The organism is Metapseudomonas cellulosilytica (assembly GCF_049334135.1).
Taxonomy (GTDB): domain Bacteria; phylum Pseudomonadota; class Gammaproteobacteria; order Pseudomonadales; family Pseudomonadaceae; genus Metapseudomonas.
In genome coordinates this window covers 373383-397640 of sequence record NZ_JBHZGN010000002.1, presented here as the reverse complement: position 1 = coordinate 397640, position 24258 = coordinate 373383, and the positions used below count along the sequence as shown (strand labels likewise).

Here is a 24258-nt window from a genome sequence, read left to right as displayed (position 1 = left end):
AAGTGAGCGATGCGTAAAGACAAGAAACAGGTGATTGGCGAAGAAATCTCCGATGACTCGATCAAGCTGTTCCTCGCGGTCGAGCCGGCCGATGCCACGCCGCCTTCGCTGCACAAGCTGATCAAGGCCTACCGTGGCCTGCGCATCGATGACTTCGAGCGTTTCGTGACCTTCTTCGTCCAGGCCGGCTATGACCTCAATGCCAAGGACGAAAAGGGCAATGACTTCATCGCCCTGATCCAGGACCAGCGTCAGGCCGAGCCCTACATCGAGGTGATCAAGGCCGCGCGCGGCTGATCCCTTGCGTTGTTGAAAGAGCCCGCCATCGAGCGGGCTTTTTTGTGGGCGAGATACGCCGCGTAGTCGGTGGAGTGGGCAGTTCCAAGGGTGGATATCGCTTTTTATATCCACCAACGCGGCCAAGGCCGGACCGCGATGGTGGATCGGTGAAGCGTGATCCACCCTTGGCTGGTGGAGGCGGCGCAAAAAAAACCGCCCCGAAGGGCGGTTTCGTTCAGCGTACTGCCGAAGCTCAGGCGATGCTCTGGGCTGCGGTGCCGACGCTGGTCAGGCCCAGGCGCTCGTCGGAACGGGCGCTGACCTCGCGGTACAGGGCCGCATCGCTTTCCAGGACTTTTTCGCGAGCCGGGAAGATTTCCTTCAGCTTGGCCGTCCACTGCTCGGAGCGGGCCTGCTCGGCGAAGCAACGCTCGATCAGGTTGAGCATGATGGAGACGGTCACCGATGCACCCGGGGACGCGCCCAGCAGGGCGGCGATGCTGCCATCTTCGGAGGAGACCAGCTCGGTGCCGAACTGCAGGACACCACCCTTCTTGGTGTCTTTCTTGATGATCTGCACACGCTGGCCGGCCACTTCCAGGCGCCAGTCCGCCGGGTTCAGTTCCGGATAGAACTTGCGCAGGGCGTCCAGACGTTGTTCCTGGGACTGCATCACTTCCTTGATCAGGTAGCGGGTCAGGTCCATGTTGTCGCGGGCCACGGAAAGCATCGGCAGGAGGTTGCCCGGGCGAACCGAGAGCGGCAGGTCCATGAAGGAACCGTGCTTGAGGAACTTGGTGGTGAAACCGGCATAGGGTCCGAACAGCAGGGATTTCTTGCCATCGACCACGCGGGTGTCCAGGTGCGGCACGGACATCGGCGGGGCGCCGACTTCGGCCTGGCTGTAGACCTTGGCCTGGTGCTGCTTGACCACTTCGGGGTTGTCGCAGCGCAGCCACTGGCCGCTTACCGGGAAGCCGCCGAAGCCCTTACCCTCGGGAATGCCGGAAAGCTGCAGCAGCGGCAGCGCGCCGCCGCCGGCGCCGAGGAACACGAAGCGCGCGGAGACCTCGCGGGAGGCGCCGGTCTGGGTGTTCTTGATGCTGACGTTCCAGCCCTTGTCGGTACGGGTCAGGTTGGTGACCTTCTGGAAGTAGCTGACACGGGTGCCCTGCAGGCTTTCGAGATACTGCAGCAGCTGGTTGGTGACCGCGCCGAAGTTGACGTCGGTGCCGTTCATGGCGCGGGTCGCGGCGATCTTTTCGGACGCGTCGCGGCCTTTCATCATCAACGGCGCCCATTTGGCCATGGTGGCGCGGTCTTCGGTGTATTCCATTCCGCGGAAGGCATGGTGTTGACTGAGCAGCTCGAAGCGCTTCTTGAGGAAGGCAGTGTCCTTGTCGCCGCGCACGAAGGAGAGGTGCGGAACAGGGTTGATGAAAGTCTTGGGCGAGCCGAAGGCGCTCTTGCCGCTCATGTAGGCCCAGAACTGTTTGGAAACCTCGAACTGGGCGTTGATGTTGACGGCTTTCTTGATGTCGATGGAGCCATCAGCCGCCTGGGGCGTGTAGTTCAGCTCGCACAGGCCGGCGTGGCCGGTGCCCGCGTTGTTCCAGGGGTTGGAGCTCTCGATGGCTCCCGATTCCCGGAGTTCCGCGATCTCCAGCTTGATGCCGGGATCGAGCTCTTTAAGCAGTACCGCCAGCGTAGCGCTCATGATGCCGGCCCCGACCAGCAACACGTCCACTGCTTCGTAATCGTCTTGCGCCATTTGCTCGCCACTCTCTCGTGAAGTAGTGAAAAACCGTCTTCTCACGCTCTTTTGGAGTCGTGAACCTCAAAAGGATCGCCTACCGCCGGGCAGGCCGCTTCCATCTGCGTGCGTGTTACGCATGCGTCCCTGCAAAAGCGTTTGCATTTCGGGCGGAAGGATGCGGCGAGCCATCAAATGGCAGCGCGATAAAGTGGACGGCTCTCTGTGGGGCTGTGCGGGTGCCCAAGCAGGCGCGAGGAGCGGTGTTGCGAGGCCCGATCAGGAGACGACCTTATAATCGGGGGGCGATTATAACGATGAAATCGGGCGAATAGGGCGCTTGGTGTGACTTTTCTTCGTCCGCCGGTCAGGCTGCCAACGCGCGGCCGCGCGCAGGCTGTCCGACGACCGGTGCGACCCGGGCACTGCCGGGCAGGGGTTGGCCGATCCAGGCCAGGTGGGATTCAGTCACTTCGACCCACTTGCCGCTGGCCGGGGATTCGCTCCCCTGGTGCAGGCCACGGCAAAGGCCGGCGGCGTCCAGCAGGGCAAAACTGCGGCGTTGGGAGCGGCGGGCGAACAGGGACTGGAAGAGAGACATCGGTACGACTCCGGGCAGGACCGGCCCGTTATCCCACGCAGGCGTGACAGGGGCATGACAGGAACCGGGTTCCCGGGTGGCTGTCTGACATTGCATGAGGTGCTGGCGCTCTGTCAGTACCCTTGCCGGCTGGTTATACTGCCGGCCGTTTTGCCTTCACTCCTGGAGAGATAAAGCATGCTGAAACGCCCGTTGCTTGGCCTGCTGGCCGCCCTCAGCCTGACCCTGGTCGGTTGTGCCCTCAGCCCGCAGCAACTCAGCCCGCAACCCAAACTTACCGGCCCGCTGACCCCGGTCGGCCAGGGCCAGCCGGTGGTGGTGCGCGTCGCCGACGGTCGTCCGTCGCCGGTTCTCGGCACCCGCGGTGGCATCTACGCCGAAACCAGCGCCATCAGCGTGCAGAGCCAGGACATCCTGCCGCGCCTGCAGGCCGAGGCCGAAGCCGCTGTGCGCCTGCTGGGCTTCACCCCTTCGCCGAACGCCTACAACGCGCCGCAGCTGACCCTGACCCTGGCCGACCTGAAGTACCAGTCGCCCAAGGAAACCTATGTCACCGAGGCCACTATCAGTGCCAGCTTCCGCGTCGACGTGCAGAACAGCACTCGCCGCTACAGCGGCAAGTACGGCGCCTCGATGAACCAGCGCTTCGGCACCGCGCCGAACCAGCAGACCAACACCAAGCTGGTGGGTGATGTGCTGAGCGATGCCCTGACCCGCGCCTTCAAGGACCCGACCATCGGCCAGGTGCTGGCCCAGTAAGGCGTCCTCGCATGGAGAAGCCCGGCCTTGTGCCGGGCTTTTTCGTTCCTGCACAAGCGATTTCATCTGCCAACGGAGGACGTCCGTGCAACGGCATTCGTCGGAACGACCGCCCGGTCAGTAGCCGCTTTCGGTACACTCGGCGCCGTTGAATGAACCGCCCGGACCAGGGCGGGCAGATCCTTGTCTTGCAGGTTGCGTGCACGGCCGCACCGCCTGAAGCGGAGTTTAAGATGTCGCTGCAGGCGCTTTGGGCCATGTTTCTGGCCCACCCCGCACAGGTCGTGAACGGCCTGGCCTTGTTCTTTGCATGTGCCGGAGCCTGGGTGCTGCTGGCCACCCGGCTGCGTGAGCGGCGCTCCATTGCCCGCCTGGCCGCCGAGAGCGAGTTGGAAGAGGTCGATGGCCCCACGGTCCAGGATGAATCGGCCCAGCGCCTGAACCGCTTCTTCTATGCATTCGGTTACTTCAGCCTGGCGGTGGCCCTCGGTGTGTCCTGGGCCAGTACCCAGCTCTGACGGCATCCGGCAAGAAAGAAAAACGGCGACCCCAGGGTCGCCGTTTTGCATTTCAGGGCCGGTCTACAGAGGGAGGCCCTGCTTGATCCGGTACTGATTGCGCACCGGGTTCGCATACTGCTGGATCAGGTACGGACGCTGCTCCGCCGGGCAGGCGTCGAGGCGCTTCTGCCACTGGGACTGGGCGCGGGCCAGTTCGTCGGCGCCAAACACCTCGGCCGCCGTCGGTACGGCCAGCTCGGGATCGCGCTCGCCCCACATGGCATAGGCCAGGTAGTGCGCGGGAAACAGGCGATAGCCGCCAAGGATCTGCTTGTCGATCTCCTGGGCGAGCTGTTTGGCGTCTTCGCTGGCGCTGCCGATCTCGCTGCCGAAGGTGATGTGCACCCGGCCCTTGTAGCCGGTAATGCCCAGGGCAATGCTGGCGTCGTCCTCGCCCGGCGCCTTGGTATAGCCGCCAGTGCTGGCACGGACTTGCAGCTCGCGGGCCTTGGCCTGGTCGCAGGGATCGTACTCGTAGCTGATGGAGACCGGGATCAGGTGCAGGTCGCGGATCACATCGACGAAGGGCTCGTCCTTGCGGCTCATGTGGAACATCTTGAGGATCGCCGAATCGGTGCGGTCGTCCCCGTCCTTGGCGCGGCCCTCGGCCTGGGCGATCCAGATCGACTGGCCGTCCACACGAATCGAGTGGTTGATGTAGGCCGACAGCAGTTGGAAGGCTGCCAGCTTCTCGCGACGCCCGGCCAGGTTGCGGTGCACGATGAAGCTCTTGTTCAGGCGCATCAGGTCGCTGACGAAGGGCTTCTGCAGCAGGTTGTCGCCAATGGCGATGCGCGGCGTCGGCAGGCCGGCGTGGTACACGGCGTAGTTGACGAAGGCGGGGTCCATCACGATGTCGCGGTGGTTGGCCAGGAACAGGTAGGCGGTGCCGGGCTTCAGCCGCTCCACGCCGGAGTAGGTGATGCCATCGGTGGCACGCCCGATGGTGTTGTCGACGTAGGGCTCGATACGGTCCTGCAGCTTGGCCACCGAGTCGATGCTGGCGAACTCCCGGCGCAGCCGATGAGCTATAACAGGCTTGAGGAGCCAGCCCAGCGGGCCCGCCAGTTTCGGGAAACGGTAGCGGGTGAGGGTGCCGAGGAAGGCGTCGTCGGCGAACAGGCGCGCGAGCACTGTCGAGACCTCGGCATCGTCATAGGGTCGGATGGCTTCAAATTCGCCCATTGGTCACTCTTGTTCTGGAATCGGCTGGGTAAAAGGATGGAGACCCCGCCATGCGGGGCCTCAAATAGACCGGCGATTATACAGGCAAGTCACAAGGGAGGCGGTGATGCTGGAAACCGAGGACTACCAATGCCCTTACTGTGGCGAGCCGGCCGAAGCGGTGCTCGATCTTTCGGGCGGCGACCAGCAGTATATCGAGGACTGTCCGATCTGCTGCCGGCCCATCCTGTTCCTGCTCTGGACCGATGGCCAGGACTTCCGCCTGGAGGTTCGCCGGGAGGATGACTGATGCGGCGCATCTATGAACCGAGGGACCTGATCGAAGCCGAACTGCTGATGGGCATGCTCGCCAGCGAGGGGGTGGAGGCGCATCTCGCCGGCGGTCACCTGTTGGGCGGCATCGGCGAGCTGCCGGTGTTCGGGCTGCTCGGCCTGCTGGTGGAGGATGAGGACGCCGAGCGCGCCAGCGGGTTGATCGCCGCGTACAATGCGGCCCAACCGATGCCGGGTGAGGAGCCTGACAGCTACCCCGGCACACTGCTCTGCTGATACCCGCCCCGAGCTGGCCACCCCATGTCTGGACGTTTCGCCCTGTTCCGCTGGTCGCCCGCAATGGCGGCCCTTCCCGGTTTTCCCGCTGACCACCAGCCGCACTGGAACCTGGCCCCTGGCGGGCGGGTGCTGATGCTGCGCGAGCAGGACGGCCAGCGCCGCGCCGACATGGCCCGCTGGGGCCTGACGCCGGCCTGGCTCACCGACCTGTCGAAGACCCCCGCCCACGCCCGGGTCGAGACCCTGGCCGACCAGCCGATGTTTCGCGAGGCATTCCGCTCGCGGCGCTGCCTGATTCCGGCCAACGGCTTCTATGAATGGCGTGGGGTGCGCAAGCGGCCTTACTGGGTCAGCGCCGAGGGCGGGATCATGTACTTCGCGGCGCTCTGGGAGTCCTATCCGGTGGGTGACGTGGCCTACCTCAGCCTGGCCATGGTCACCCAGCCCGTCGCCGACCTGCGCCGTCCCCTGGTGCTGGACGAGGACGGCCAGCGAATCTGGCTGTCGGGCGATTCGACGCCGATGCACCTGCTCGAACTGCTGGCCAGGCCCGGCCCGCCGCTGCGCGAGCGGGCCCTGGCGAACCTGGTGAACGATCCGAAGCTGGATGGTCCGGAGTGCCTGACGCCGGCGTAGACGGTCCACCTGTAGGGGCGAATTCATTCGCCAAGCCGTCCAAAGGACTGCCATGCGGAGTCCGCGCTCGGGCATCGACCCTCTCCCCAGCCCTCTCCCTGAAAGGGAGAGGGGGCGGACGGTGCAAGGTCTGGCTGTGGTGCTTTTCCTGTGGGGGCGAATTCATTCGCCAAGCAGGCCGAAGGTCTGCCATACGAGGTTGAGAGGGGCAGCTGCGCCGCCCTTGGCGATTGAAATCGCCCCTACAAGAAAAAGCCCCTCGTGAGAGGGGCTTCCAGCCTTACACCCTGAACTGATTGATCAGCCGCCTTTGCTGCTCGGCCAGCCTGGTCAGCTCGGCGCTGGCCTGGGAGGCTTCGTCGGCGCCGCCGGCGACTTCGTTGGCCACCTGGCCGATGTTGATCACGTTGCGGTTGATGTCTTCGGCCACCGCGCTTTGTTCCTCGGCGGCGCTGGCGATCTGGGTGTTCATGTCGTTGATCACGGAGACCGCCTGGGTGATGGACTCCAGCGCATGGGCGGCCTCGTTGGCGTGCTGCACGCTGGTGTCGGTCTTCTCCTGGCTGTCCTGCATCACTTTCACCACTTCGCGGGTGCCGTGTTGCAGCTGCTGGATCATGGTCTGGATTTCTTCGGTGGCCTGCTGGGTCTTCTGCGCCAGGTTGCGCACCTCGTCCGCCACTACGGCGAAGCCGCGGCCCTGCTCGCCGGCGCGCGCCGCCTCGATGGCCGCGTTCAGCGCCAGCAGGTTGGTCTGCTCGGCGATGCCGCGGATGGCGACCAGGATGGCGTTGATGTTCTCGCTGTCCTTGGCCAGGTTCTGCACCACACCCACGGCGTGGCCGATCTCGGTGGCCAGTGCAGAGATGGCTTCGGCGGTGCTGTGGACAATGCGCTTGCCATGGTTGGCCGCCTGGTCGGCATGGCTGGCCGCTTCCGCCGCATGGGTGGCGTTGCGTGCCACGTCCTGGGCGGTTGCGGTCATCTCGTGCACGGCGGTGGCCACCAGCTCGATTTCCGCCAGTTGCCGCTGGACGCCCTGGTTGGTGCGAATGGCGATGTCGGCGGTGTGCTCGGAGGAGTCGCTGACCTTCTGCACCGAGGTCACCACCTGGCTGATCATCGACTGCAGCTTGCCGAGGAAGGTGTTGAAGCCGCCGGCGATGGCGCCCATTTCGTCGGCGCGGCTGTTGTGCAGGCGCTGGGTCAGGTCGCCATCGCCCTTGGCGATGTCGTCGAGCATGCCGACCATCTGGCGCAGCGGGCGGGCGATGCCGTAGCCGACGAACCAGATCACCAGCAGGCCCAGGCCGGCAATCAGCAGGCCCACCAGGGTCATGCCGAATATATCGGCGTCGCGCTGGGCGGCCAGGTCGGCCTGCAGCTGGTTGAGCTCGGCGAAGACCGCCTCCTGCGGCAATTGCAGCACCAGCGTCCAGCGCACGCCGGTATCGGCGATGGTGAACGGCAGCAGCAGCTGGATGTGGCCATGTTCCTTGTCCCAGGAGTACGACTGCTGCCCCGGCGACAGGCTGGCCAGCTTGGTCATCTCTTCGGCGCCGAGGACGCTGGCGGCCGGTTCTCCGAGTTTGCCGGCGTCTTTGGTGTAGGCGACCAGGCGGCCATTGGCGGAGATCAGCGCAATCTCGCCGGCACCGTCATACAGGCTGCTGTCCGCACTTTTCAGCAGGTCCTGGATGAACGCGAGAGACAGGTCGGCGCCTACCGAACCGCGGAACTGGCCATTGACCAGGATCGGCGCATTGAACGAGGACATCATCACCATCTTGCCGCCCATCTCGTAGGGCGCCGGGTCGACGATACAAGGACGCAGGTTCTGTTTCGGGCACAGGTAGTACTCCCCCTCGCGAACACCGGTGGGCAGCAGCTTTTCGCTTTCCAGCGTGTCACCCATCGGCTCCACGGTGAGGCTGCCGTCGGCCTTGCGGTACCACCAGGGCATGAAGCGGCCGTTGGCGTCGTAACCCTCGCCGCTGCGCCCGCTGTAGTCGGCGTCACTGCCGGCGAAGGCGTTGGGTTCCCAGGCGGCGAAGGCGTCCAGGAGCTTCGGGTTCTGCACCACGGTCTGGCGCAGCAGGCGGGACATCTCGTCCCGGCCGAGGGACAGCGCGGGCTCGCCGCCGGCGGTGGATTCGCCGAGCAGCATGTTGGTGTGCGCCAGCCCTTTCACCACCGTCAGCGGATACTCCAGCTCGCGCTGGATCTGGCTCGCCTGGGCCCGGGCCAGGGCGACCAGACGCTGTTCGATACCCTGCTCGAGCAGCGCCTGGGTCCGCTGCTGCACCAGCTCCTGGCTGCGGGCGCCGGAGAACAGCGCATAGAGCACCAGGGCGGCGACCACGGCGAGCACGCTCGCGCCGGCCAAGGCTGCGATGGAGAATTGGATGGACCTGAACTTCATGGGGGCTCCGGATCGAGAGGATTGCACCTGTGCTTCCTGTATCGGCAGCAAGGTGAAATTTCCTGAGTCGGCCATGCAGTTAATTGCGCCAGTGGCTTGTCTACATGCGACGTGGTTGCCGGGGTTCCGGGTCAACCGTAGCATTACCGACCTCGCAAGAATGGAGAGCCAATATGGCCAAGCTGTTTTACCTGTCCGGGCTGACCGCGGCCCTGCTCCTGGCAGGATGCCAGGCCGTCAACACCACCAGCGGCGGAGCAGTGGGCGTCGACCGTCAGCAGTACATGTTCAGCATGCTGTCGACCTCCGAGCTCAACCAGATGTACGCCCAGTCCTACCAGCAAACCCTGAGCGAGGCCTCCCAGAAGGGTGTGCTGGACAAGAGCAGCGCCAACGCGCGTCGGGTCGATGCCATCGCCAAGCGCCTGATCGCCCAGACCCCGGCCTTCCGCCCCGATGCCGCGCAGTGGGCCTGGGATGCCAACGTGATCGACAGTGACGAGCTCAACGCCAACTGCGGTCCGGGCGGCAAGATCATCGTCTACAGCGGCCTGATCGAGAAACTCAAGCTCACCGACGACGAGCTGGCAGCGGTGATGGGCCACGAAATCGCCCACGCCCTGCGCGAGCACAGCCGCGAGGCCATGTCCAAGGCCTACGGTGTGCAGATGGCCAGCCAGATCGGCTCGGCGCTGGGCGTCGGCCAGTTGAGCATGGGCGTGGCCAATGCCGGGGTCGAATACCTGATGACCCTGCCCAACAGCCGTTCGAACGAGAACGAGGCTGACCTGATCGGCCTGGAGCTGGCCGCCCGCGCCGGCTACGACCCGAATGCCGCCATCACGCTCTGGCAGAAGATGGAAAGGGCGGGTGGCGGCGCGCCGCCCGAGTTCATGAGCACCCACCCCTCGTCCGGTTCGCGCATGGCGTCGCTGAAAGCGGCCATCCCGAAAGTGATGCCCCTGTATCAGCAGGCCAAGGGGCAACGCTAGTATTTGCGGATGTCGCGCCTGGCATCCCGGCAACCCGCGTTCTAGACTGCTCGCCGCCACCTCGCTGTATCGAGGTGGCGAATCTCCAGCGGATGAGGAGTCGCAGTGAAAATCGCCGTACTTGGAGCAACCGGCCTGCTCGGCCACCATGCGGCCCGCGCGGTGAAGGCCGCGGGTCACCAACTGGTGCTGATCCACCGGCCGTCGTCACGGATAGAACGACTGGCATACCTCGAAGCCGAGTGCCGGCCAGCGGAACTGCTGGATCACGCCGGCCTTACTCGGGCCCTGGGTGGCCTGGATGGCGTGATCTTCTGTGCCGCGGGCTACCCGAAGCGTCCACGCCGCTGGCAGGAGGAAGTCGCCAGCGCCCTCGACCAGACCAACCACTTCTACGCCGCCTGCCTGGCCGCCCATGTGCCGCGCATCCTCTACACCGGCGCGGCCATTGCCCTGCCGCAGCATCCCGAGGGCCTGCCTGGCCATGAGGGACTTTTCTACGAAGGCATGCCGCGCTGGAAGAACCCCTACCTGCTGAGCAAGTGGGCGCTGGATGAACAGGCCCGTGAACAGGCGCGCAGTGGCCTGCCGGTGATCATCGGGATTCCCGGCATGTGCCTGGGCGAGTTCGACGCGGTGCCCAGCACCGGCCGCCTGGTCATCGCCATGGCCGAAGGCTGGATGACTCACTACGTGCCGGGCCGACGCAACCTGGTGGATGCCGCCGATGCCGGGCGCGGTCTGCTGCTGGCGCTGGAGAAGGGGCGGGTGGGCGAGCGTTACCTGCTCACCGGGCAGAACATCGAGATGGCCGAGCTGACCGAACGTATCGCAGCGCTGCTCGGCGTAGCGCCGCCACAGCCCATGCCGTTGGCGCTGGCCAAGGGCATAGCAGCCATTGGGCGCTTGCGCTATCGGCTGTCCGGTGAACGGCCGAAGCTGGATGACACTGCCATCGCGGTGATGGCCGGGGGACAGTTCCTCGACGGCAGCAAGGCGCGCCACGAATTGGGCTATGTCGCCGAGACGCCGCTGGAGATCACGCTGGAACGCACTATCGGATGGTTCCGCGCCAACGGCTATCTCTGACTAAGGCAGGGCTTTCTCGGCCAGATGCTGGGTCGAAAGGCCCAGCTGGGCGCGGAAGCTTTCCATGTCGAACATGGTGCAGATTTCCTGCACCTCACCCAGGCTATTGATGGTCCAGAACGCCATCGCCGAGATGCTGAGTACCTTGTCACTGGGCGGATAGCCCAGGGCCGGCTTCTGGATGCTGCCGATCAGGGTGCACCAGGTCACCACCTTGTTGCCTTCGGCGATGCATTCCTCCACCACCACTTCCAGGTCGGGCATGGCTTCGCGGATGTTCTGCACCATCCGGCAATAGGCGGCGCTGTTGAAGGGGCGGCTGATGAAGGAACTCTTGTAGAGGAAGTCCTTGCTCTGCAGCTGCTCGGCAAGGGCCAGGCGGCCCTTGTTCCACGACAGTTCGATGTGCTGGCGAACCAGCCGTTTCATATCGTCCAGTGACACGATGCGCTCCCTTGCGCCGTGGATCAGCGCGTCACTTTACCAGTACGGCCGTCCCAGGCATTGGCCGAAATGCCGCCAGTGGCGGCAACTTCGTTGCATGCAGGATGGGGCGAGCTAGCGGAGCGCCGCCCGCCCCATACGACCGCTCAGAGCACCCCGCTGAGATTCAGGGCTTCGTACACCGCATAAGCGGCCAGGGCGGCGAAGGCGGCTGCGGCCAGGCGGCGGATCAGCGCCAGTGGCAAGCGGTCGGCGGCGAAGTTGCCGGCCAGCACCACGGGCACGTTGGCGATCAGCATGCCGAGGGTGGTGCCCATCACCACCATGACGAAATGCGGGTACTGGGCGGCCAGCATCACGGTGGCGACCTGGGTCTTGTCGCCCATTTCGGCGAGGAAGAAGGCGATCAGGGTGGTCACGAAGGGGCCGTACTTCTTCAGGCCGGACTCTTCGTCGTCATCCAGTTTGTCCGGCACCAGGGTCCAGGCAGCCACGGCGGCGAAGGAGGCGGCGAGGACCCAGCTCAGGGTGGCGGCGGAGAAGAAGCTGGCGACCCAGGAACCCACGGCGCCGGCGGCGAAGTGGTTGGCCAGGGTGGCAACGACTATGCCCCAGATGATCGGCCAGGGTTTGCGGAAGCGGGCGGCGAGGAGCAGCGCGAGCAGCTGCGTCTTGTCGCCGATTTCGGCGAGGGCGACGATCAGTGTCGGGACGAAGAGGGATTCCAGCATCAGGGTTCCTACGGGGGCGGGTCGACTAATCACCATGACACGTACAGCCTGCCCGCCCCGGGTCAGGATGTGCGTGTCATAGGTCTTGTCAAACCGCTGGCCTGTCCGTGCAGGCACTGGGTCGCATGCGCCATGGTCTGCGGACCAAGTGTGTTGACGCACGCCGGGCGAGCTGGGCGCTCGCGGGAGACTACTCCCCTAGGACGGGGCGCATTGTGCACAAGCCGGGCAGCCCCGGCAAGCGCGAATTGCCCTGCGGTCAGTTGTCGCCGCCGTGCACGTCCATCTCGCTGTAGCTCACCAGGCGGCTGCCCTTCTTCATCCGATAGCCCAGCCAGATGGCGAGGAACAGCGGCAGGCTGATATAGGTGGCGGCCAGGCCCGCCCAGTCGATGCGCTCGCCGACGAAGGCCTGGTAGTTCTGCCCGAGGGTGATCACGAGGCAGAGGCTGAAGGCGAATAGCGGGCCGAAGGGGAACAGCTTGGCGCGGTAGGGCAGGTCCGCCAGGCGGCCGCCCTGGGTCAGGTAGCCCTTGCGGAAGCGGTAGTGGGAGATGGCGATACCCAGCCAGGCGATGAAGCCGCACATGCCCGAGGTGTTCAGCAGCCAGGTGTAGAGGGTGCTGTCGCCGACGATGGAGGTGAAGAAGCACAGCGCGCCCACCAGGGTGGTGGCGTAGAGCGCATTGCGCGGCACCCCGCTGGCGGACAGGCGGGCGAACAGCCTGGGCGCCTTGCCCTGCAGGGCGAGGTTGAAAAGCATGCGGGTGGAGGCGTACATGCCCGAGTTGCCGGCGGAGAGGATGGCGGTGAGGATCACCGCGTTCATCACGCCGGCAGCGGCGGCGAAGCCGGCACGCTCGAAGAGCAGGGTGAAGGGCGAGACACTGATGTCGCTGGCGTCGTTCTTCAGCAGGTTCGGCTCTGTGTAGGGAATCAGCATGCCGATCACGAAGATGGCCAGGATGTAGAACATCAGGATGCGCCAGAACACCTGGCGGATGGCGATGGGGATGTTCTTCCTGGGGTTCTCCGATTCGCCGGCGGCGATACCGATCAACTCGGTGCCCTGGAACGAGAAGCCGGCGATCATCGCCACCCCGACCATGGCCTGCAGGCCGCCGACGAAGGGGGCGTCGCCCTGGGTGAAGTTGCTGAAGCCAGGGGATTCGATGCCGCCCATGATGCCGAAGATGGTGGCCAGGCCGATGCCGATGAAGACCACCACCGTCACCACCTTGATCAGGGCGAACCAGAATTCGCTTTCGCCGAAGCCCTTCACCGAGATCACGTTGAGCAGGAACATCAGGCCGAGGAACAGGGCGCTCCAGTAGAGGCCGGGTACGTCCGGCAGCCAGAAGCTCATGATCAGCTGCGCCGCCACCAGTTCGGCGGCGATGGTCACCGCCCAGTTGTACCAGTAGTTCCAGCCCAGGGCGAAGCCGAAACCGTCGTCGACGAAGCGGCTGCCATAGGTACTGAACGAGCCGGAAACCGGAATGTGCGCGGCCATTTCGCCGAGGCTGGTCATGAGGAAGTAGACCATCACCCCGATCAGCGCGTAGGCGAGCAGGGCACCGCCGGGGCCGGCACTGGCGATTGTGGCGCCGGACGCGACGAAGAGGCCGGTACCGATGGAGCCGCCGATGGCGATCATGTTCAGGTGGCGTGGTTTGAGGGAGCGGTGCAGGCCGTCCTTGGCCGGGGTGGTGCAGGCAGCATTGAGATCGGTCACGAAAAAAACTCCAGACCGCCCGGCGCGAACCGGGCGGGGGCGGCTATCGATTGCCGCTTGACTGTGGATAAGGGGCAGCGCCCGCCAGGTCAGCCCCGGCGGGCACCGTAGATGCGGAAGCCGTCGCCCTCGGCGAGGGTGCGGCAGGAGCCCAGGTGCCGCTCGATGAGCGGTGGGTACTTGAGGAAGCTGTTGGCCACCAGGCGCAGTTCACCACCGGGCGCCAGGTGCTGGCGTGCTTCGCGCAGCAGGTCCTCGCTGGCCTGGTAGTCGGTGTGCACGCCCTGGTGGAAGGGCGGGTTGCTGACGATGGCGGCGAGTCCCTCCGGGGCGCCCTGGATACCATCGGCGGCGATCACCTCACCCTCAAGGCCATTGGCGGCCAGGGTCAGGCGGCTGCTGGCGACGGCGAAGGCGTCCACGTCCAGGAGTGTCAGGCGGCTCTGTGGATAACGGCGCTTGAGCACCGCGCCGAGCACCCCGGCGCCACAGCCGAAGTCCAGCAGGTGGCCGCCGGGCAGGCCATCCAACTGCTGCAGGAGCAGGGCGCTACCGCGATCCAGGCGGCCATGGCTGAACACACCGGGCAGGCTGACCACCTCCAGCGGGCCGTCGGCCAGTTCCAGGCGGTAGTGCTGGGCAAGGCTTCCAAGGTCGGGCGCTGCGGGGGCCTGAGCGATGCTCACCTGCCACAGCTGGCAATGCCGCGCGCTGTCCAGCTTGCGCGGCTTGCCGAAGGCGGCCAGCTGCTTGGCGGCGCGCTCGATGCCGCCGCGCTTCTCGCCCACCAGGAACAGCTCGCCGCCGGGCAGGCGCGCGGCCAGGGCAGCCAACAGGTAGTCGGTCAGCTCGCGGGACTTGGGCAGGAAGAGCACGGCGGCGGCAATGGTGGCCTCCGGCGGCGTCGTGCCGAAGTGGCTGCGTCCGGCGAAGCGGCTCTCGAGGGCCGCGTGCTCACCGGCGTGCCAGCTCCAGCCGCTGGCCTGGGGCAGGGTGCCGAGCAGGTCGTCGGCTGGCAGTCCGGCCAGCAGCACCGGGCGTTGGAACAGGTCGGGCTGTCGAAGCAGGACTTCGCTGCGTGGGTCCATCTGAAGAAGATCCTGATAAAAGCAGCGAATTTTATCAGGATCTTGTATGAACTAGCTGACGACTCTGACAGGCGATGCCTTCAGCCAAGCCGTGCCATTCTCGGCGAGCTGCCGCACGATGCGCTGGCGGGCCTCGCGGCTGCCCCAGGCACTGTGCGGCGTAACGATCAGGCGCGGGATATCGGCGGCCAGCAACGGGTTGCCGTCGCGCGGTGGCTCCTGGGTCAGCACGTCGGTGGCGGCGCCACCCAGGTGGCCGCGGCGCAGGGCGTCGGCCAGGGCCTGTTCGTTCACCAGGCCGCCGCGGGCGGTATTCACCAGCAGGGCACCGGGCTTCATCAGGGCCAGTTCGGCGGCGCCGATCATGTCGCGGGTCTGCTCGTTGAGCGGGCAGTGCAGGGTCAGGGCGTCCACCTGGGGCAGCAGCTCGGCGAGCGGCAGGCGGTCGGCGCGGGCCGGGCGCCCCGGCAACTGGCCGAGCAGCACGCGCATGCCGAAGGCTTCGGCCAGGCGCGCCACGGCTCCGCCCAGTTCGCCATGGCCGAGCAGGCCGAGGGTCTTGCCTTCCAGTTCGAAGATGGGGAAGTCCAGCAGGCAGAATTGGCTGGCCTGCTGCCAGCGCCCGGCACGCACCGCCGCCTGGTAGTCCGGCAGGCTGGTGGTCAGGGCGAGCAGCAGCGCCAGGGTATGCTGCGCCACCGACGGCGTGCCGTAGGCCTGGCAGTTGCAGACGGTGATGCCTTGGGCGCGGGCCGCCTCCAGGTCGATGTTGTTGGTGCCGGTGGCGGCGACCAGGATCAGCTTGAGCTGCGGGTTGGCGGCCATGGCGGCGGCGTCGATGCGCACTTTGTTGCTGATGGCCACCTGGGCGCCATGCAGGCGTTCGGCGACCTGTTCGGAGGCGGTCTGCGGGTGCAGCTGCAACTTGCTGAAGGCTTGCCGCAGCGGGGTCAGGTCGAGGTCGCCGAGGTCGAGGGAGGCGTGGTCGAGGAAGACGGCGCGGCTGCTGTTCATGCTGGTCTGTACCTTTTGCGGGTCCGTTGGAAGGCGTAAGGTTGCCAGCCTACCAGAGCCAATCGTTGCCAATCGGAGGTTCCATGTACTTGACGGAATTTCTCACCGTCGCCCTGATTCACCTGCTGGCCGTGGCCAGTCCCGGGCCGGACTTCGCCATCGTGGTACGCGAGAGCGTGGCCCATGGCCGGCGCGCCGGCACCTGGACCGCATTGGGCGTGGGTACCGGGATCTTCGTGCATGTGGCCTATTCCCTGTTGGGCATCGGCTTGATCGTTTCCCAGTCGATCATGCTGTTCAACGCCTTGAAGTGGGCGGCTGCCGCTTACCTGCTGTACATCGGCATCAAGGCCTTGCGCGCCAAGCCGGCCGATCCGGTGGCCGCCGAAGCCGCCCTCATGGCTGGCGAGCGCAGTCCGCGCGGGGCCTTCGTCACCGGCTTCGTCACCAATGGCCTGAACCCCAAGGCGACGCTGTTCTTCCTTTCCCTGTTCACCGTGGTGATCAATCCGCACACGCCGCTGGCGGTGCAGGCCGGCTACGGCGTCTACCTGGCCTGCGCCACCGCAGCCTGGTTCAGCCTGGTGGCGCTCTTGTTCAGCCAGCGCCGCGTGCGCGCCGGTTTTGCCCGCATGGGGCACTGGTTCGACCGGTTGATGGGCGCGGTGCTGGTGGGATTGGGGATCAAGCTGGCGTTCACCGAGCTCAAGTAGCTGGCCCTTGCCACGTTGTAGGAGCGAATTCATTCGCGAAGCGGGCCGAAGGCCTGCCATACAGCCATCGTGGATGAGTTCGTTCCCACAGGAGAAGCAAGGGCATGCGAAACCCATCGATCCGACAGCATGGGTTTCGCTCCGCTCGCGGAACGCCGCCCGACCCATCCTACGGGCTGCCCTTGCCGCGTTGTAGGAGCGAATTCATTCGCGAAACAGGCCGAAGGCCTGCCATGCAGCCATCGCGAATAAATTCGCGCCCACAGTCATTCCTTTTCCAGCGCGGCCAGTTGACCGAGGTTGGCCACGTACTCCCGCGGGTTTTCTCCCAGCAGACGCCGGAACATGGCGCTGAAGGCCCGTCCGCTGCCGTAGCCCAGATCGGTTGCCACCTTCTGCACGCTCTGCCCGGCCAGCAGCCGGGGCAGGGCTTCGGTGAGGCGCAGTTGCTGGCGCCAGTCGTTGAAGCTCATGCCCAGCTCACGGGCGAACAGCCGCGCCAGGGTGCGGCTGCTGGCGCCCACTTCCAGTCCCCAGTCGTCCAGGGTGCGATCCAGTTCCGGGGTTTGCAGCAGGGCCAGGCAGATGGCCCGCAGACGGCGGTCTTCCGGCACCGGCAAGTGCAGGGGCATGCGTTCCAGAGCAGCGATCTCGTGGAGGATCAGCCGCTGCACCAGCAGTCGATGGGATTGCGCATCCATCTCCTCCAACTGGATGGCGCGCAGGATCAGCTCCCGCAGCAAGGGTGAAACCGCCAGAACGCAGCAATTGTCGAGGTTGGCGGGGGCGGCGTCGGCGGCGATGAACAGGGTGCGCATCTGCACCTGGCCGGACATGAAGATCTGGTGTTCGATGCCCGGCGGAATCCATACCGCCCGAGTGGGCGGGATCACCCAGGCGCCTGCGTGGGTGACCAGACGCATCAGGCCCCGGGCGGCATAGAGGAATTGCGCCTCGGCATGCAGATGGCGATCGACATGGGCGCCGTCGGCATAGTCCCGGGCGATGGCGCTCAAGCGGCCCTGCTGGTGGAGGTTGATGAGCATGTCTGATTCGATGACTTATATGGCAGATCGTGCGCTTGTGGCCAACCTAGCATGACGGCTCCAACAACTCGAACGCCGCTGCCATGAATCGACCTCGAACCGTCATCCGCTTCATCAACGCCGCCCATGTGCTCGATCACATGTTCATGCTGATCTTCCCGGCCGCTGTGCTCGGCATGGGTCGCGACTTCGGTCTGGCCTATGGCGAGCTGATCGGCCTGTCCCTGGGCGGCTTCATCGCCTTCGGCGCCTGCTCGCTACCGGCGGGCTGGCTGGGCGACCGCTGGAGTCGGCGGCAGATGATGCTGCTGTTCTTCCTCGGCATCGGCGCCGCGGCTATTTTCACCGGCCTCAGTCATTCGGTGCCGGCGCTTGTGGCGGGCCTGACCCTGATGGGTGTGTTCGCCGCCATCTACCACCCGGTAGGCACCGCAATGCTGGTGGCCCATGCCGAGAACCGCGGCCGGGAGATCGGCATCAACGGCATGTGGGGCAACCTGGGCGTGGCCTTTGCCGCGTTGCTCACCGGCTTTCTCACCGCCCGCTTCGGTTGGCGTGCGGCTTTCATCCTGCCGGGCGCGGTGGCGCTGCTGCTGGGCTTCTGGTTCGCCTGGTGCGTGCGTGACGAGGCGCCTCCCGTGGCCGCGGCCAACGCTCGGCGCGCAGGCCTGGGGACGGGCATTTCCATGCCGCTGGTGTTCGGCGTGCTGGCACTGGTAACAGCCACCGGCGGCGTGGTGTTCAACGCCGCCACCGTGACTTATCCCAAGCTGTTCCAAGAGCGCCTGCATGACCTGTTTTCCGCCCCGGAAACCCTCGGGCTGGTGGTCAGCCTAGCCTACGCCTTCGGCGCGGTGGCCCAGCTCCTGATCGGTCGGGTGATCGACCGGGTCAGCCTGAAGCTGCCCTTCGTGCTGCTGACCTTCTGCCAGGCGCCGTTGCTGCTGGCGATCGCCTGGGCTGACGGCTGGGTGGTGATGCTGCTGGGCGCGGCCTTCATGTTCGCGGTATTCGGCCAGGTGACGGTGAACGACTCGATGGTCGCCAACTTCGTTGCGCCACAGTGGCAGGCGCGGGTCTTCGCCCTGCGCTACTTCCTTTCCTTCGGCGCCAGCGCAGCGGCGATTCCGATGATCGCCTTCATCGAGCCGAGGCAGGGACTGACGGGGTTGTATATGGTGCTGACGGGCTTCGCGGCGCTGACCTTCGTGGCGGCTCTGGTGTTTCCGCGAACGCCGGCGCATGCGCCCAAGGCAGTCGCTGCGTAGGGTGGATAGCGCTCTTCTATCCACCATCCGGTGGAAATCCAACACGTGGATTTCCACCTTTGCGATCCAGTTGAATCCTACCCATGAAAAAGGCGCGGTATCGACCGCGCCTTCTTGCATTGCTGCGAAGCGTTACAGCAGCTCGATCGCCACCGCAGTCGCTTCACCGCCACCGATGCACAGCGAGGCGATGCCGCGCTTGCCGCCCTTGTTACGCAGGGCGTTGATCAGGGTGATGATGATCCGCGAGCCGGTGGAGCCCACCGGGTGGCCCTGGGCGCAGGCGCCGCCGTAGACGTTGACCTTGGCGTGGTCCAGGCCGTGTTCGCGCATGGCCAGCATGGTCACCATGGCGAAGGCTTCGTTGATCTCGAACAGGTCAACGTCGTCCTTGTTCCAGCCGGTCTTCTTGAACAGGTTGGTCATGGCGCCGATGGGGGCCAGGGTGAATTCGCTCGGGTCCTGGCTCTGGGTGGCGTGGCCGACGATCTTCGCCAGCGGCTTGAGGCCACGGCGGGCGGCTTCGTCGGCGGTCATCAGGACCAGGGCGCTGGCGCCATCGGAGATGGAGCTGGCGTTGGCGGCGGTGATGGTGCCGTCCTTCCTGAAGGCGGGTTTCAGGCCGGGGATCTTGTCCAGGTTGGCGGTAAGCGGTTGCTCGTCGTCCTTCACCACCACCTCACCCTTACGGGTGGTCACGGTCACCGGGACGATTTCGGCGGCCAGGGAACCGTCGGCGATGGCAGCCTGGGCGCGCTTGAGGGATTCGATGGCGTAGGCGTCCATCTCTTCACGGGTCACGCCGTGCTTGTCGGCGGTTTCCTGGGCGAAGGAACCCATCAGGCGGCCGGTGCGGGCATCTTCCAGGCCGTCGAGGAACATGTGGTCCTTGATCTCGCCATGGCCCATGCGCAGGCCGGTGCGGGCCTTCTCCAGCACGTAGGGCGCGTTGGACATGCTTTCCATGCCGCCGGCCACCATCACCTGGTTGCTGCCGGCCTTGAGCAGGTCGTGGGCCAGCATCACGGCTTTCATGCCGGAGCCGCAGAGCTTGTTGATGGTGGTGCAACCGGTGGCAGCGGGCAGGCCGGCGACCAGCGCCGCCTGGCGGGCCGGGCCCTGTTTCAGGCCGGCGGGCAGCACATTGCCCATGATCACTTCCTGCACATCGGCCGGCGCAATGCCGGCGCGGCTGACCGCCTCGCGTATGGCCAGCGCTCCAAGGTCCACGGCGGATACGCCGGACAGGCTGCCCTGGAAGCCGCCCATGGGAGTACGGGCGCCACTGACGATAACGATATCGGACATCTCGAACCTACCTTTTATGGCTAACTGGCCGCGACCGGCCGGAGCCCTGGATTCTATCTGGTGACCGGAAAGCTAAAAAGAGTCACTCATCAAATCACTCTTTCGACTGATTTGCGCCTGGCCGAGGGGGCCTAAAGTCGAGATCAACAAAAAAGACCTCCAACCTCACCAGGTACGCCCCATGCTCGAGACCCGCATCATCAAGCCCGCCGACAATGCCTACGTCTATCCGCTGCTGATCAAGCGCCTGCTGATGTCCGGCAGCCGCTACGAGAAGACCCGCGAGATCGTCTACCGCGACCGTATCCGCTACAGCTACGCCACCTTCAACGAGCGCGTCGCGCGCCTGGCCAACGTGCTCACCCAGGCCGGCGTCAAGGCCGGCGACACGGTGGCGGTGATGGACTGGGACAGCCATCGCTACCTGGAGTGCATGTTCGCCATCCCGATGATCGGCGCCGTGCTGCACACCATCAACATCCGCCTTTCGCCGGAGCAGATCCTCTACACCATGAACCACGCCGAGGACCGCTTCGTGCTGGTCAACAGCGAGTTCGTGCCGGTCTTCAATTCCATCCGCGGCCAGCTGACCACGGTAGAGAAGACCCTGCTGCTCACCGACGGCAGCGACCATAATGCCGACCTGCCCAACCTGGTAGGTGAGTACGAGACCCTGCTGGCAGCGGCCGGCACCTCCTACGACTTCCCCGATTTCGACGAGAACTCGGTGGCCACCACCTTCTACACCACCGGCACCACCGGCAATCCCAAGGGGGTCTACTTCACCCATCGCCAACTGGTGCTGCACACCCTGTCCATGGCTTCCACCATCGGCGCCCTGGACAGCATCCGGCTGATGGGCACCAACGACGTGTACATGCCCATCACCCCGATGTTCCACGTGCATGCCTGGGGCGTGCCCTACGTTGCCACCATGCTCGGGGTGAAGCAGGTCTACCCGGGGCGCTACGAACCGGACATGCTGTGCCGCCTGATCCGCGAGGAAAAGGTCACCTTCTCCCACTGCGTGCCCACCATCCTGCAGATGGTGATGAACGCGTCCACCGCCCAGGGCTACGATTTCGGCGGCCTGAAGATGATCATCGGCGGCAGCTCGTTGAATCGTGCCCTCTACGAAGCCGCCAAGGCCCGTGGCATCCAGCTCACGGCCGCCTACGGCATGTCCGAGACCTGCCCGCTGATTTCGGTCGCCCACCTCAACGAGGAACTGCTGGCCGGCAGCGAGGATGAGCGCATCACCTACCGCATCAAGGCCGGCGTGCCGGTGCCGCTGGTGGAGGCCGCCCTCATGGACGCCAACGGCCAGTTCCAGCCGGTGGACGGCGAGTCCCAGGGCGAGCTGGTGTTGCGCGCGCCCTGGCTGACCTTCGGCTACTTCAACGAACCGCAGAAGAGCGAGGAACTCTGGGAGCACGGCTGGCTGCACACCGGCGACGTGGCCACCCTGGACGGCATGGGCTACATCGACATCCGCGACCGCATCAAGGATGTGATCAAGACCGGTGGCGAGTGGATTTCCTCCCTGGAGCTGGAAGACCTGATCAGCCGTCATCCCGCCGTGAAGGAAGTGGCGGTGGTGGGCGTACCCGATCCGCAGTGGGGCGAGCGGCCCTTCGCTCTGGTGGTGGTACGTGACAACCAGGCCCTGGACGCCAAGGCGCTGAAGGAACACCTCAAGCCCTTCGTCGAGCAAGGTCACATCAATAAGTGGGCCATTCCCAGCCAGATCGCCGTTGTTACTGAAATTCCCAAGACCAGCGTGGGCAAGCTGGACAAGAAACGCATTCGTGTCGACATCGCCCAATGGCAGGCGACCGGCAGCACCTTCCTCTCCGCTCTCTAAGCAGCACGGGCCGCGCCTTTCGGGGCGCGGCCCGATTGACCAAGCAAACGCTTGGCTTACTAATTGCTGCGTTCTGACGATAACTGGCTATCTTTCCTACCGAAGGATCGGACTAATCCGCCGGAAGGGGCGAGCCAGAGTGCCTGGGGGCTCCAAATCACACTTTCGAGGGATCAAGCGCTAATACCCGCTGGCTATAGTCCGCAAGCATCAATAACAAAAAACACATGGAGTAGCGTCGATGACAACAACCACAACGTTCTGGCGCCTGGCAAAACTGCCACTGGCCGTCAGCCTCGCTTCCACGCTCGCCGCTCCGGCATTTGGCGTGTCCTTCAACATCGGTGAGATCGAGGGGCAATTCGACTCCTCGCTGTCCGTGGGGGCCAGTTGGTCCATGCGGGGGGCTGACAAGGACCTGATCGGGGTGAATAACGGTGGGGATGGCCTGTCCCAGACCTCCGACGACTCCCACCTGAACTTCAAGAAGGGCGAGACCTTCTCGAAGATCTTCAAGGGCATCCATGACCTCGAACTGAAGTACGGCGACACCGGCGTCTTCGTCCGTGGCAAGTACTGGTACGACTTCGAGCTGAAGGACGAGCACCGCCTGTTCAAGGACATCGACGACAGCGGCCGCAAGGAAGCTGCCAAGTCCTCCGGCGCCGAGCTGCTCGACGCCTTCATCTACCACAACTACGACATTGCCGACCTGCCGGGCAGTGTGCGCCTGGGCAAGCAGGTGGTGAGCTGGGGTGAAAGCACCTTCATCGGCAACAGCATCAACTCGATCAACCCGATCGACGTGTCCGCCTTCCGCCGCCCCGGCGCCGAGATCAAGGAAGGCCTGATCCCGGTCAACATGTTCTACGTGTCCCAGAGCCTGACCGACAACCTCTCCGCCGAAGCCTTCTACCAGCTGGAGTGGGACCAGACCGTTGTCGACAACTGCGGCACCTTCTTCGCCCAGCCGGACGTCATCGCCGATGGCTGTGACCAGAACCTCGCGGTACTGACCAACAACCCGGCCCAGATTGCTCAGATCAACAGTATCTTCGGCCCACGCGGCCTGGGTGTGACACCGTCGCCGTTCAATGAAGGGATACTGGTCAAGCGCGGACCTGACCGCGATGCCGACGACGACGGCCAGTATGGTTTCGCGCTGCGCTACTTCGCGGAGCCGCTGGATACCGAATTCGGCGCCTACTACATGAACTACCACAGCCGCCTGCCGGTATTCAGCGGCACCGGCGCCTCGGTAGCGGCGCAAAACCAGATCAACGCAATCTCCACTGCCTTGCTTGCAAACCCTGCGCTTGGAGCTACCGCTGCGGCGCGCGCCAACGCTGCGGGGCGTCTCGCCGCAGCGGCAACGGCGGGCAACTCCCAGTATTTCGTCGAGTACCCGGAAGACATTCACCTGTTCGGCCTGAGCTTCTCCACCACCCTGCCCACCGGAACGGCCTGGAGTGGTGAGGTCAGCTACCGACCGAACGCGCCGGTCCAGCTGAACACCACGGACATTCTGTTTGCGGGTCTGAACCCCATTGTCCTGGGTGGGGCAATTCGTCCTTTCGACAATGCATCGGTTCTCGATGGCCAGGCCGGCCAGGACCTGCACGGCTATCGCCGCAAGGAAATCACCCAGTTCCAGACCACCTTCACCCATTTCTTCGACCAGGTCATGGGCGCGAGCCGCCTGACCCTGGTGGGCGAAATCGGTGTGGTCCACACCGGCGGCCTGGAAAGTACCAGCAAGGCGCGTTATGGCCGCGACCCGGTGTTCGGCCCCGGCCCGCTGGCGGGCACCTTGAACGGCTTGCCGACCTGCCAGGCTCTGAACGTCAGCACCCTGGGCAGTGCCACGGCGGAAAACGTCAGCAAGTACTGCGAGGACGACGGCTTCGTCACCAGCACCGCCTGGGGTTACCGCATGCGAGCGGTGTGGGACTACAACGACGTGTTCGCCGGCATCAACCTGAAGCCGAACATCGCCTGGTCCCATGACGTGGACGGTTATGGTCCGAACGGTCTGTTCACCGAAGACGCCAAGGCGATGAGTCTGGGGCTGGATGCCGAGTACCAGAACACCTATACCGCCAGCCTGTCCTACACCGACTTCTTCGGCGGCAAGTACAACACCCTGATCGACCGCGATTTCCTCGCGCTCAGCTTCGGCGTGAACTTCTAAGCGGACTGCAATCTTGAGGAAGACGAAA

Annotated in this window: 23 protein-coding genes and 1 riboswitch; of the genes, 12 read left to right on the top strand and 11 right to left on the bottom strand. The window is 65.1% G+C overall.

From position 1 onward, the window contains the following. Positions 1-9: 9 nt before the first annotated feature. Entirely contained in the window at positions 10-297 is a 288-nt protein-coding gene (locus tag ACFW0H_RS03970; protein ID WP_422912597.1) for a PA4642 family protein, read from the top strand. Positions 298-532: 235 nt separating this feature from the next. Here ACFW0H_RS03970 and mqo read toward each other — a convergent pair whose 3' ends face one another. Both mqo and ACFW0H_RS03960 read right to left on the bottom strand, forming a co-directional pair. Beyond that, complete coding sequence (gene mqo / locus ACFW0H_RS03965; RefSeq protein ID WP_422912596.1) at positions 533-2050, bottom strand: malate dehydrogenase (quinone); 1518 nt, start codon at positions 2048-2050, stop codon at positions 533-535. Positions 2051-2399: 349 nt separating this feature from the next. Further along, entirely contained in the window at positions 2400-2633 is a 234-nt protein-coding gene (locus ACFW0H_RS03960; RefSeq protein WP_422912595.1) for a hypothetical protein, read from the bottom strand. Positions 2634-2810: 177 nt separating this feature from the next. On the opposite strand from ACFW0H_RS03960, the gene ACFW0H_RS03955 reads away from it, so the two are divergent. Beyond that, a complete protein-coding gene (locus ACFW0H_RS03955) occupies positions 2811-3392 on the top strand; it encodes a YajG family lipoprotein (protein WP_422912594.1) in 582 nt (193 codons plus the stop codon). Between the two features lie 233 nt (positions 3393-3625). After that, positions 3626-3910 (top strand): hypothetical protein, encoded by a 285-nt coding sequence (locus tag ACFW0H_RS03950; protein ID WP_422912593.1) that lies wholly within the window; start codon positions 3626-3628, stop codon positions 3908-3910. Between the two features lie 63 nt (positions 3911-3973). Here the strand turns inward: ACFW0H_RS03950 and ACFW0H_RS03945 are convergent, their stop codons facing one another. After that, positions 3974-5137, bottom strand: coding sequence for a 1-acyl-sn-glycerol-3-phosphate acyltransferase (locus ACFW0H_RS03945; RefSeq protein WP_422912592.1), 1164 nt, complete (start codon positions 5135-5137; stop codon positions 3974-3976). Between the two features lie 106 nt (positions 5138-5243). Here ACFW0H_RS03945 and ACFW0H_RS03940 point away from each other — a divergent pair, with 106 nt between their 5' ends. Genes ACFW0H_RS03940 through ACFW0H_RS03930 form a run of 3 tightly spaced genes read left to right on the top strand, consistent with a single transcriptional unit; the run spans position 5244 to position 6325 of the window. Further along, the gene (locus ACFW0H_RS03940; protein WP_422912591.1) at positions 5244-5426 is read left to right on the top strand and encodes a CPXCG motif-containing cysteine-rich protein; all 183 of its coding nucleotides are present in this window, start codon (positions 5244-5246) and stop codon (positions 5424-5426) included. Continuing rightward, positions 5426-5686, top strand: coding sequence for a putative signal transducing protein (locus ACFW0H_RS03935; RefSeq protein WP_422912590.1), 261 nt, complete (start codon positions 5426-5428; stop codon positions 5684-5686). The genes ACFW0H_RS03940 and ACFW0H_RS03935 overlap by 1 nt, the downstream gene beginning before the upstream one ends. Before the next feature lie 24 nt (positions 5687-5710). Further along, complete coding sequence (locus ACFW0H_RS03930; RefSeq protein WP_422912589.1) at positions 5711-6325, top strand: SOS response-associated peptidase; 615 nt, start codon at positions 5711-5713, stop codon at positions 6323-6325. 280 nt (positions 6326-6605) lie between these two features. Here ACFW0H_RS03930 and ACFW0H_RS03925 read toward each other — a convergent pair whose 3' ends face one another. Then, positions 6606-8747 carry a methyl-accepting chemotaxis protein gene (locus ACFW0H_RS03925; protein ID WP_422912588.1) on the bottom strand — a complete coding sequence of 714 codons (2142 nt, stop codon included), beginning with the start codon at positions 8745-8747 and terminating at the stop codon, positions 6606-6608. Between the two features lie 173 nt (positions 8748-8920). Between ACFW0H_RS03925 and ACFW0H_RS03920 the strand changes: the two genes are divergently transcribed. Together ACFW0H_RS03920 and ACFW0H_RS03915 are read left to right on the top strand one after the other, a co-directional pair. After that, positions 8921-9739 (top strand): M48 family metallopeptidase, encoded by an 819-nt coding sequence (locus ACFW0H_RS03920; protein WP_422912587.1) that lies wholly within the window; start codon positions 8921-8923, stop codon positions 9737-9739. 105 nt (positions 9740-9844) lie between these two features. Beyond that, entirely contained in the window at positions 9845-10828 is a 984-nt protein-coding gene (locus tag ACFW0H_RS03915) for an NAD-dependent epimerase/dehydratase family protein (protein ID WP_422912586.1), read from the top strand. Here the strand turns inward: ACFW0H_RS03915 and ACFW0H_RS03910 are convergent, their stop codons facing one another. The 5 genes from ACFW0H_RS03910 to ACFW0H_RS03890 all read right to left on the bottom strand — a co-directional run bounded on the left by ACFW0H_RS03910 (position 10829) and on the right by ACFW0H_RS03890 (position 15840). Then, positions 10829-11272 carry a ketosteroid isomerase-related protein gene (locus ACFW0H_RS03910; protein ID WP_422912585.1) on the bottom strand — a complete coding sequence of 148 codons (444 nt, stop codon included), beginning with the start codon at positions 11270-11272 and terminating at the stop codon, positions 10829-10831. 146 nt (positions 11273-11418) lie between these two features. Next, positions 11419-12000 carry a TMEM165/GDT1 family protein gene (locus ACFW0H_RS03905; protein WP_422912653.1) on the bottom strand — a complete coding sequence of 194 codons (582 nt, stop codon included), beginning with the start codon at positions 11998-12000 and terminating at the stop codon, positions 11419-11421. A 102-nt stretch (positions 12001-12102) separates the two neighbouring features. Beyond that, positions 12103-12214: riboswitch (yybP-ykoY riboswitch) on the bottom strand. Between the two features lie 48 nt (positions 12215-12262). Beyond that, the gene (locus ACFW0H_RS03900) at positions 12263-13738 is read right to left on the bottom strand and encodes an amino acid permease (protein WP_422912584.1); all 1476 of its coding nucleotides are present in this window, start codon (positions 13736-13738) and stop codon (positions 12263-12265) included. A gap of 89 nt (positions 13739-13827) precedes the next feature. Continuing rightward, positions 13828-14826, bottom strand: coding sequence for a methyltransferase (locus tag ACFW0H_RS03895; protein WP_422912583.1), 999 nt, complete (start codon positions 14824-14826; stop codon positions 13828-13830). A gap of 51 nt (positions 14827-14877) precedes the next feature. Further along, positions 14878-15840 carry a 2-hydroxyacid dehydrogenase gene (locus ACFW0H_RS03890; RefSeq protein ID WP_422912582.1) on the bottom strand — a complete coding sequence of 321 codons (963 nt, stop codon included), beginning with the start codon at positions 15838-15840 and terminating at the stop codon, positions 14878-14880. 83 nt (positions 15841-15923) lie between these two features. Between ACFW0H_RS03890 and ACFW0H_RS03885 the strand changes: the two genes are divergently transcribed. Next, positions 15924-16553 carry a LysE family translocator gene (locus tag ACFW0H_RS03885; protein WP_422912581.1) on the top strand — a complete coding sequence of 210 codons (630 nt, stop codon included), beginning with the start codon at positions 15924-15926 and terminating at the stop codon, positions 16551-16553. A 266-nt stretch (positions 16554-16819) separates the two neighbouring features. On the opposite strand, the gene ACFW0H_RS03880 is transcribed toward ACFW0H_RS03885, so the two are convergent. Next, positions 16820-17599, bottom strand: a complete 780-nt coding sequence (locus tag ACFW0H_RS03880) for an AraC family transcriptional regulator (protein WP_422912580.1) — start codon at positions 17597-17599, stop codon at positions 16820-16822. An 83-nt stretch (positions 17600-17682) separates the two neighbouring features. Here ACFW0H_RS03880 and ACFW0H_RS03875 point away from each other — a divergent pair, with 83 nt between their 5' ends. After that, positions 17683-18867 (top strand): MFS transporter, encoded by a 1185-nt coding sequence (locus tag ACFW0H_RS03875; protein WP_422912579.1) that lies wholly within the window; start codon positions 17683-17685, stop codon positions 18865-18867. A gap of 132 nt (positions 18868-18999) precedes the next feature. Here ACFW0H_RS03875 and ACFW0H_RS03870 read toward each other — a convergent pair whose 3' ends face one another. Then, positions 19000-20175 (bottom strand): thiolase family protein, encoded by a 1176-nt coding sequence (locus ACFW0H_RS03870; protein ID WP_422912578.1) that lies wholly within the window; start codon positions 20173-20175, stop codon positions 19000-19002. Between the two features lie 181 nt (positions 20176-20356). Between ACFW0H_RS03870 and ACFW0H_RS03865 the strand changes: the two genes are divergently transcribed. Beyond that, positions 20357-22039 carry a fatty acid--CoA ligase gene (locus tag ACFW0H_RS03865; RefSeq protein ID WP_422912577.1) on the top strand — a complete coding sequence of 561 codons (1683 nt, stop codon included), beginning with the start codon at positions 20357-20359 and terminating at the stop codon, positions 22037-22039. Positions 22040-22280: 241 nt separating this feature from the next. Next, positions 22281-24230: a DUF1302 domain-containing protein gene (locus ACFW0H_RS03860; RefSeq protein ID WP_422912576.1), complete on the top strand. Its 1950-nt coding sequence runs from the start codon at positions 22281-22283 to the stop codon at positions 24228-24230. Positions 24231-24258 lie beyond the last annotated feature (28 nt).

What these genes read in the sequence shown, in the direction of transcription:
- ACFW0H_RS03860 (WP_422912576.1), top strand. Translation starts at nt 22,281, where the DNA reads ATGACAACAACCACAACGTTCTGGCGCCTGGCAAAACTGCCACTGGCC.
- ACFW0H_RS03890 (WP_422912582.1), bottom strand. Translation starts at nt 15,840, where the DNA reads ATGAACAGCAGCCGCGCCGTCTTCCTCGACCACGCCTCCCTCGACCTC.
- ACFW0H_RS03875 (WP_422912579.1), top strand. Translation starts at nt 17,683, where the DNA reads ATGAATCGACCTCGAACCGTCATCCGCTTCATCAACGCCGCCCATGTG.
- ACFW0H_RS03970 (WP_422912597.1), top strand. Translation starts at nt 10, where the DNA reads ATGCGTAAAGACAAGAAACAGGTGATTGGCGAAGAAATCTCCGATGAC.
- ACFW0H_RS03930 (WP_422912589.1), top strand. Translation starts at nt 5,711, where the DNA reads ATGTCTGGACGTTTCGCCCTGTTCCGCTGGTCGCCCGCAATGGCGGCC.
- mqo (WP_422912596.1), bottom strand. Translation starts at nt 2,050, where the DNA reads ATGGCGCAAGACGATTACGAAGCAGTGGACGTGTTGCTGGTCGGGGCC.
- ACFW0H_RS03885 (WP_422912581.1), top strand. Translation starts at nt 15,924, where the DNA reads ATGTACTTGACGGAATTTCTCACCGTCGCCCTGATTCACCTGCTGGCC.
- ACFW0H_RS03935 (WP_422912590.1), top strand. Translation starts at nt 5,426, where the DNA reads ATGCGGCGCATCTATGAACCGAGGGACCTGATCGAAGCCGAACTGCTG.
- ACFW0H_RS03920 (WP_422912587.1), top strand. Translation starts at nt 8,921, where the DNA reads ATGGCCAAGCTGTTTTACCTGTCCGGGCTGACCGCGGCCCTGCTCCTG.
- ACFW0H_RS03870 (WP_422912578.1), bottom strand. Translation starts at nt 20,175, where the DNA reads ATGTCCGATATCGTTATCGTCAGTGGCGCCCGTACTCCCATGGGCGGC.
- ACFW0H_RS03895 (WP_422912583.1), bottom strand. Translation starts at nt 14,826, where the DNA reads ATGGACCCACGCAGCGAAGTCCTGCTTCGACAGCCCGACCTGTTCCAA.
- ACFW0H_RS03955 (WP_422912594.1), top strand. Translation starts at nt 2,811, where the DNA reads ATGCTGAAACGCCCGTTGCTTGGCCTGCTGGCCGCCCTCAGCCTGACC.
- ACFW0H_RS03880 (WP_422912580.1), bottom strand. Translation starts at nt 17,599, where the DNA reads ATGCTCATCAACCTCCACCAGCAGGGCCGCTTGAGCGCCATCGCCCGG.
- ACFW0H_RS03865 (WP_422912577.1), top strand. Translation starts at nt 20,357, where the DNA reads ATGCTCGAGACCCGCATCATCAAGCCCGCCGACAATGCCTACGTCTAT.
- ACFW0H_RS03950 (WP_422912593.1), top strand. Translation starts at nt 3,626, where the DNA reads ATGTCGCTGCAGGCGCTTTGGGCCATGTTTCTGGCCCACCCCGCACAG.
- ACFW0H_RS03960 (WP_422912595.1), bottom strand. Translation starts at nt 2,633, where the DNA reads ATGTCTCTCTTCCAGTCCCTGTTCGCCCGCCGCTCCCAACGCCGCAGT.
- ACFW0H_RS03940 (WP_422912591.1), top strand. Translation starts at nt 5,244, where the DNA reads ATGCTGGAAACCGAGGACTACCAATGCCCTTACTGTGGCGAGCCGGCC.
- ACFW0H_RS03925 (WP_422912588.1), bottom strand. Translation starts at nt 8,747, where the DNA reads ATGAAGTTCAGGTCCATCCAATTCTCCATCGCAGCCTTGGCCGGCGCG.
- ACFW0H_RS03945 (WP_422912592.1), bottom strand. Translation starts at nt 5,137, where the DNA reads ATGGGCGAATTTGAAGCCATCCGACCCTATGACGATGCCGAGGTCTCG.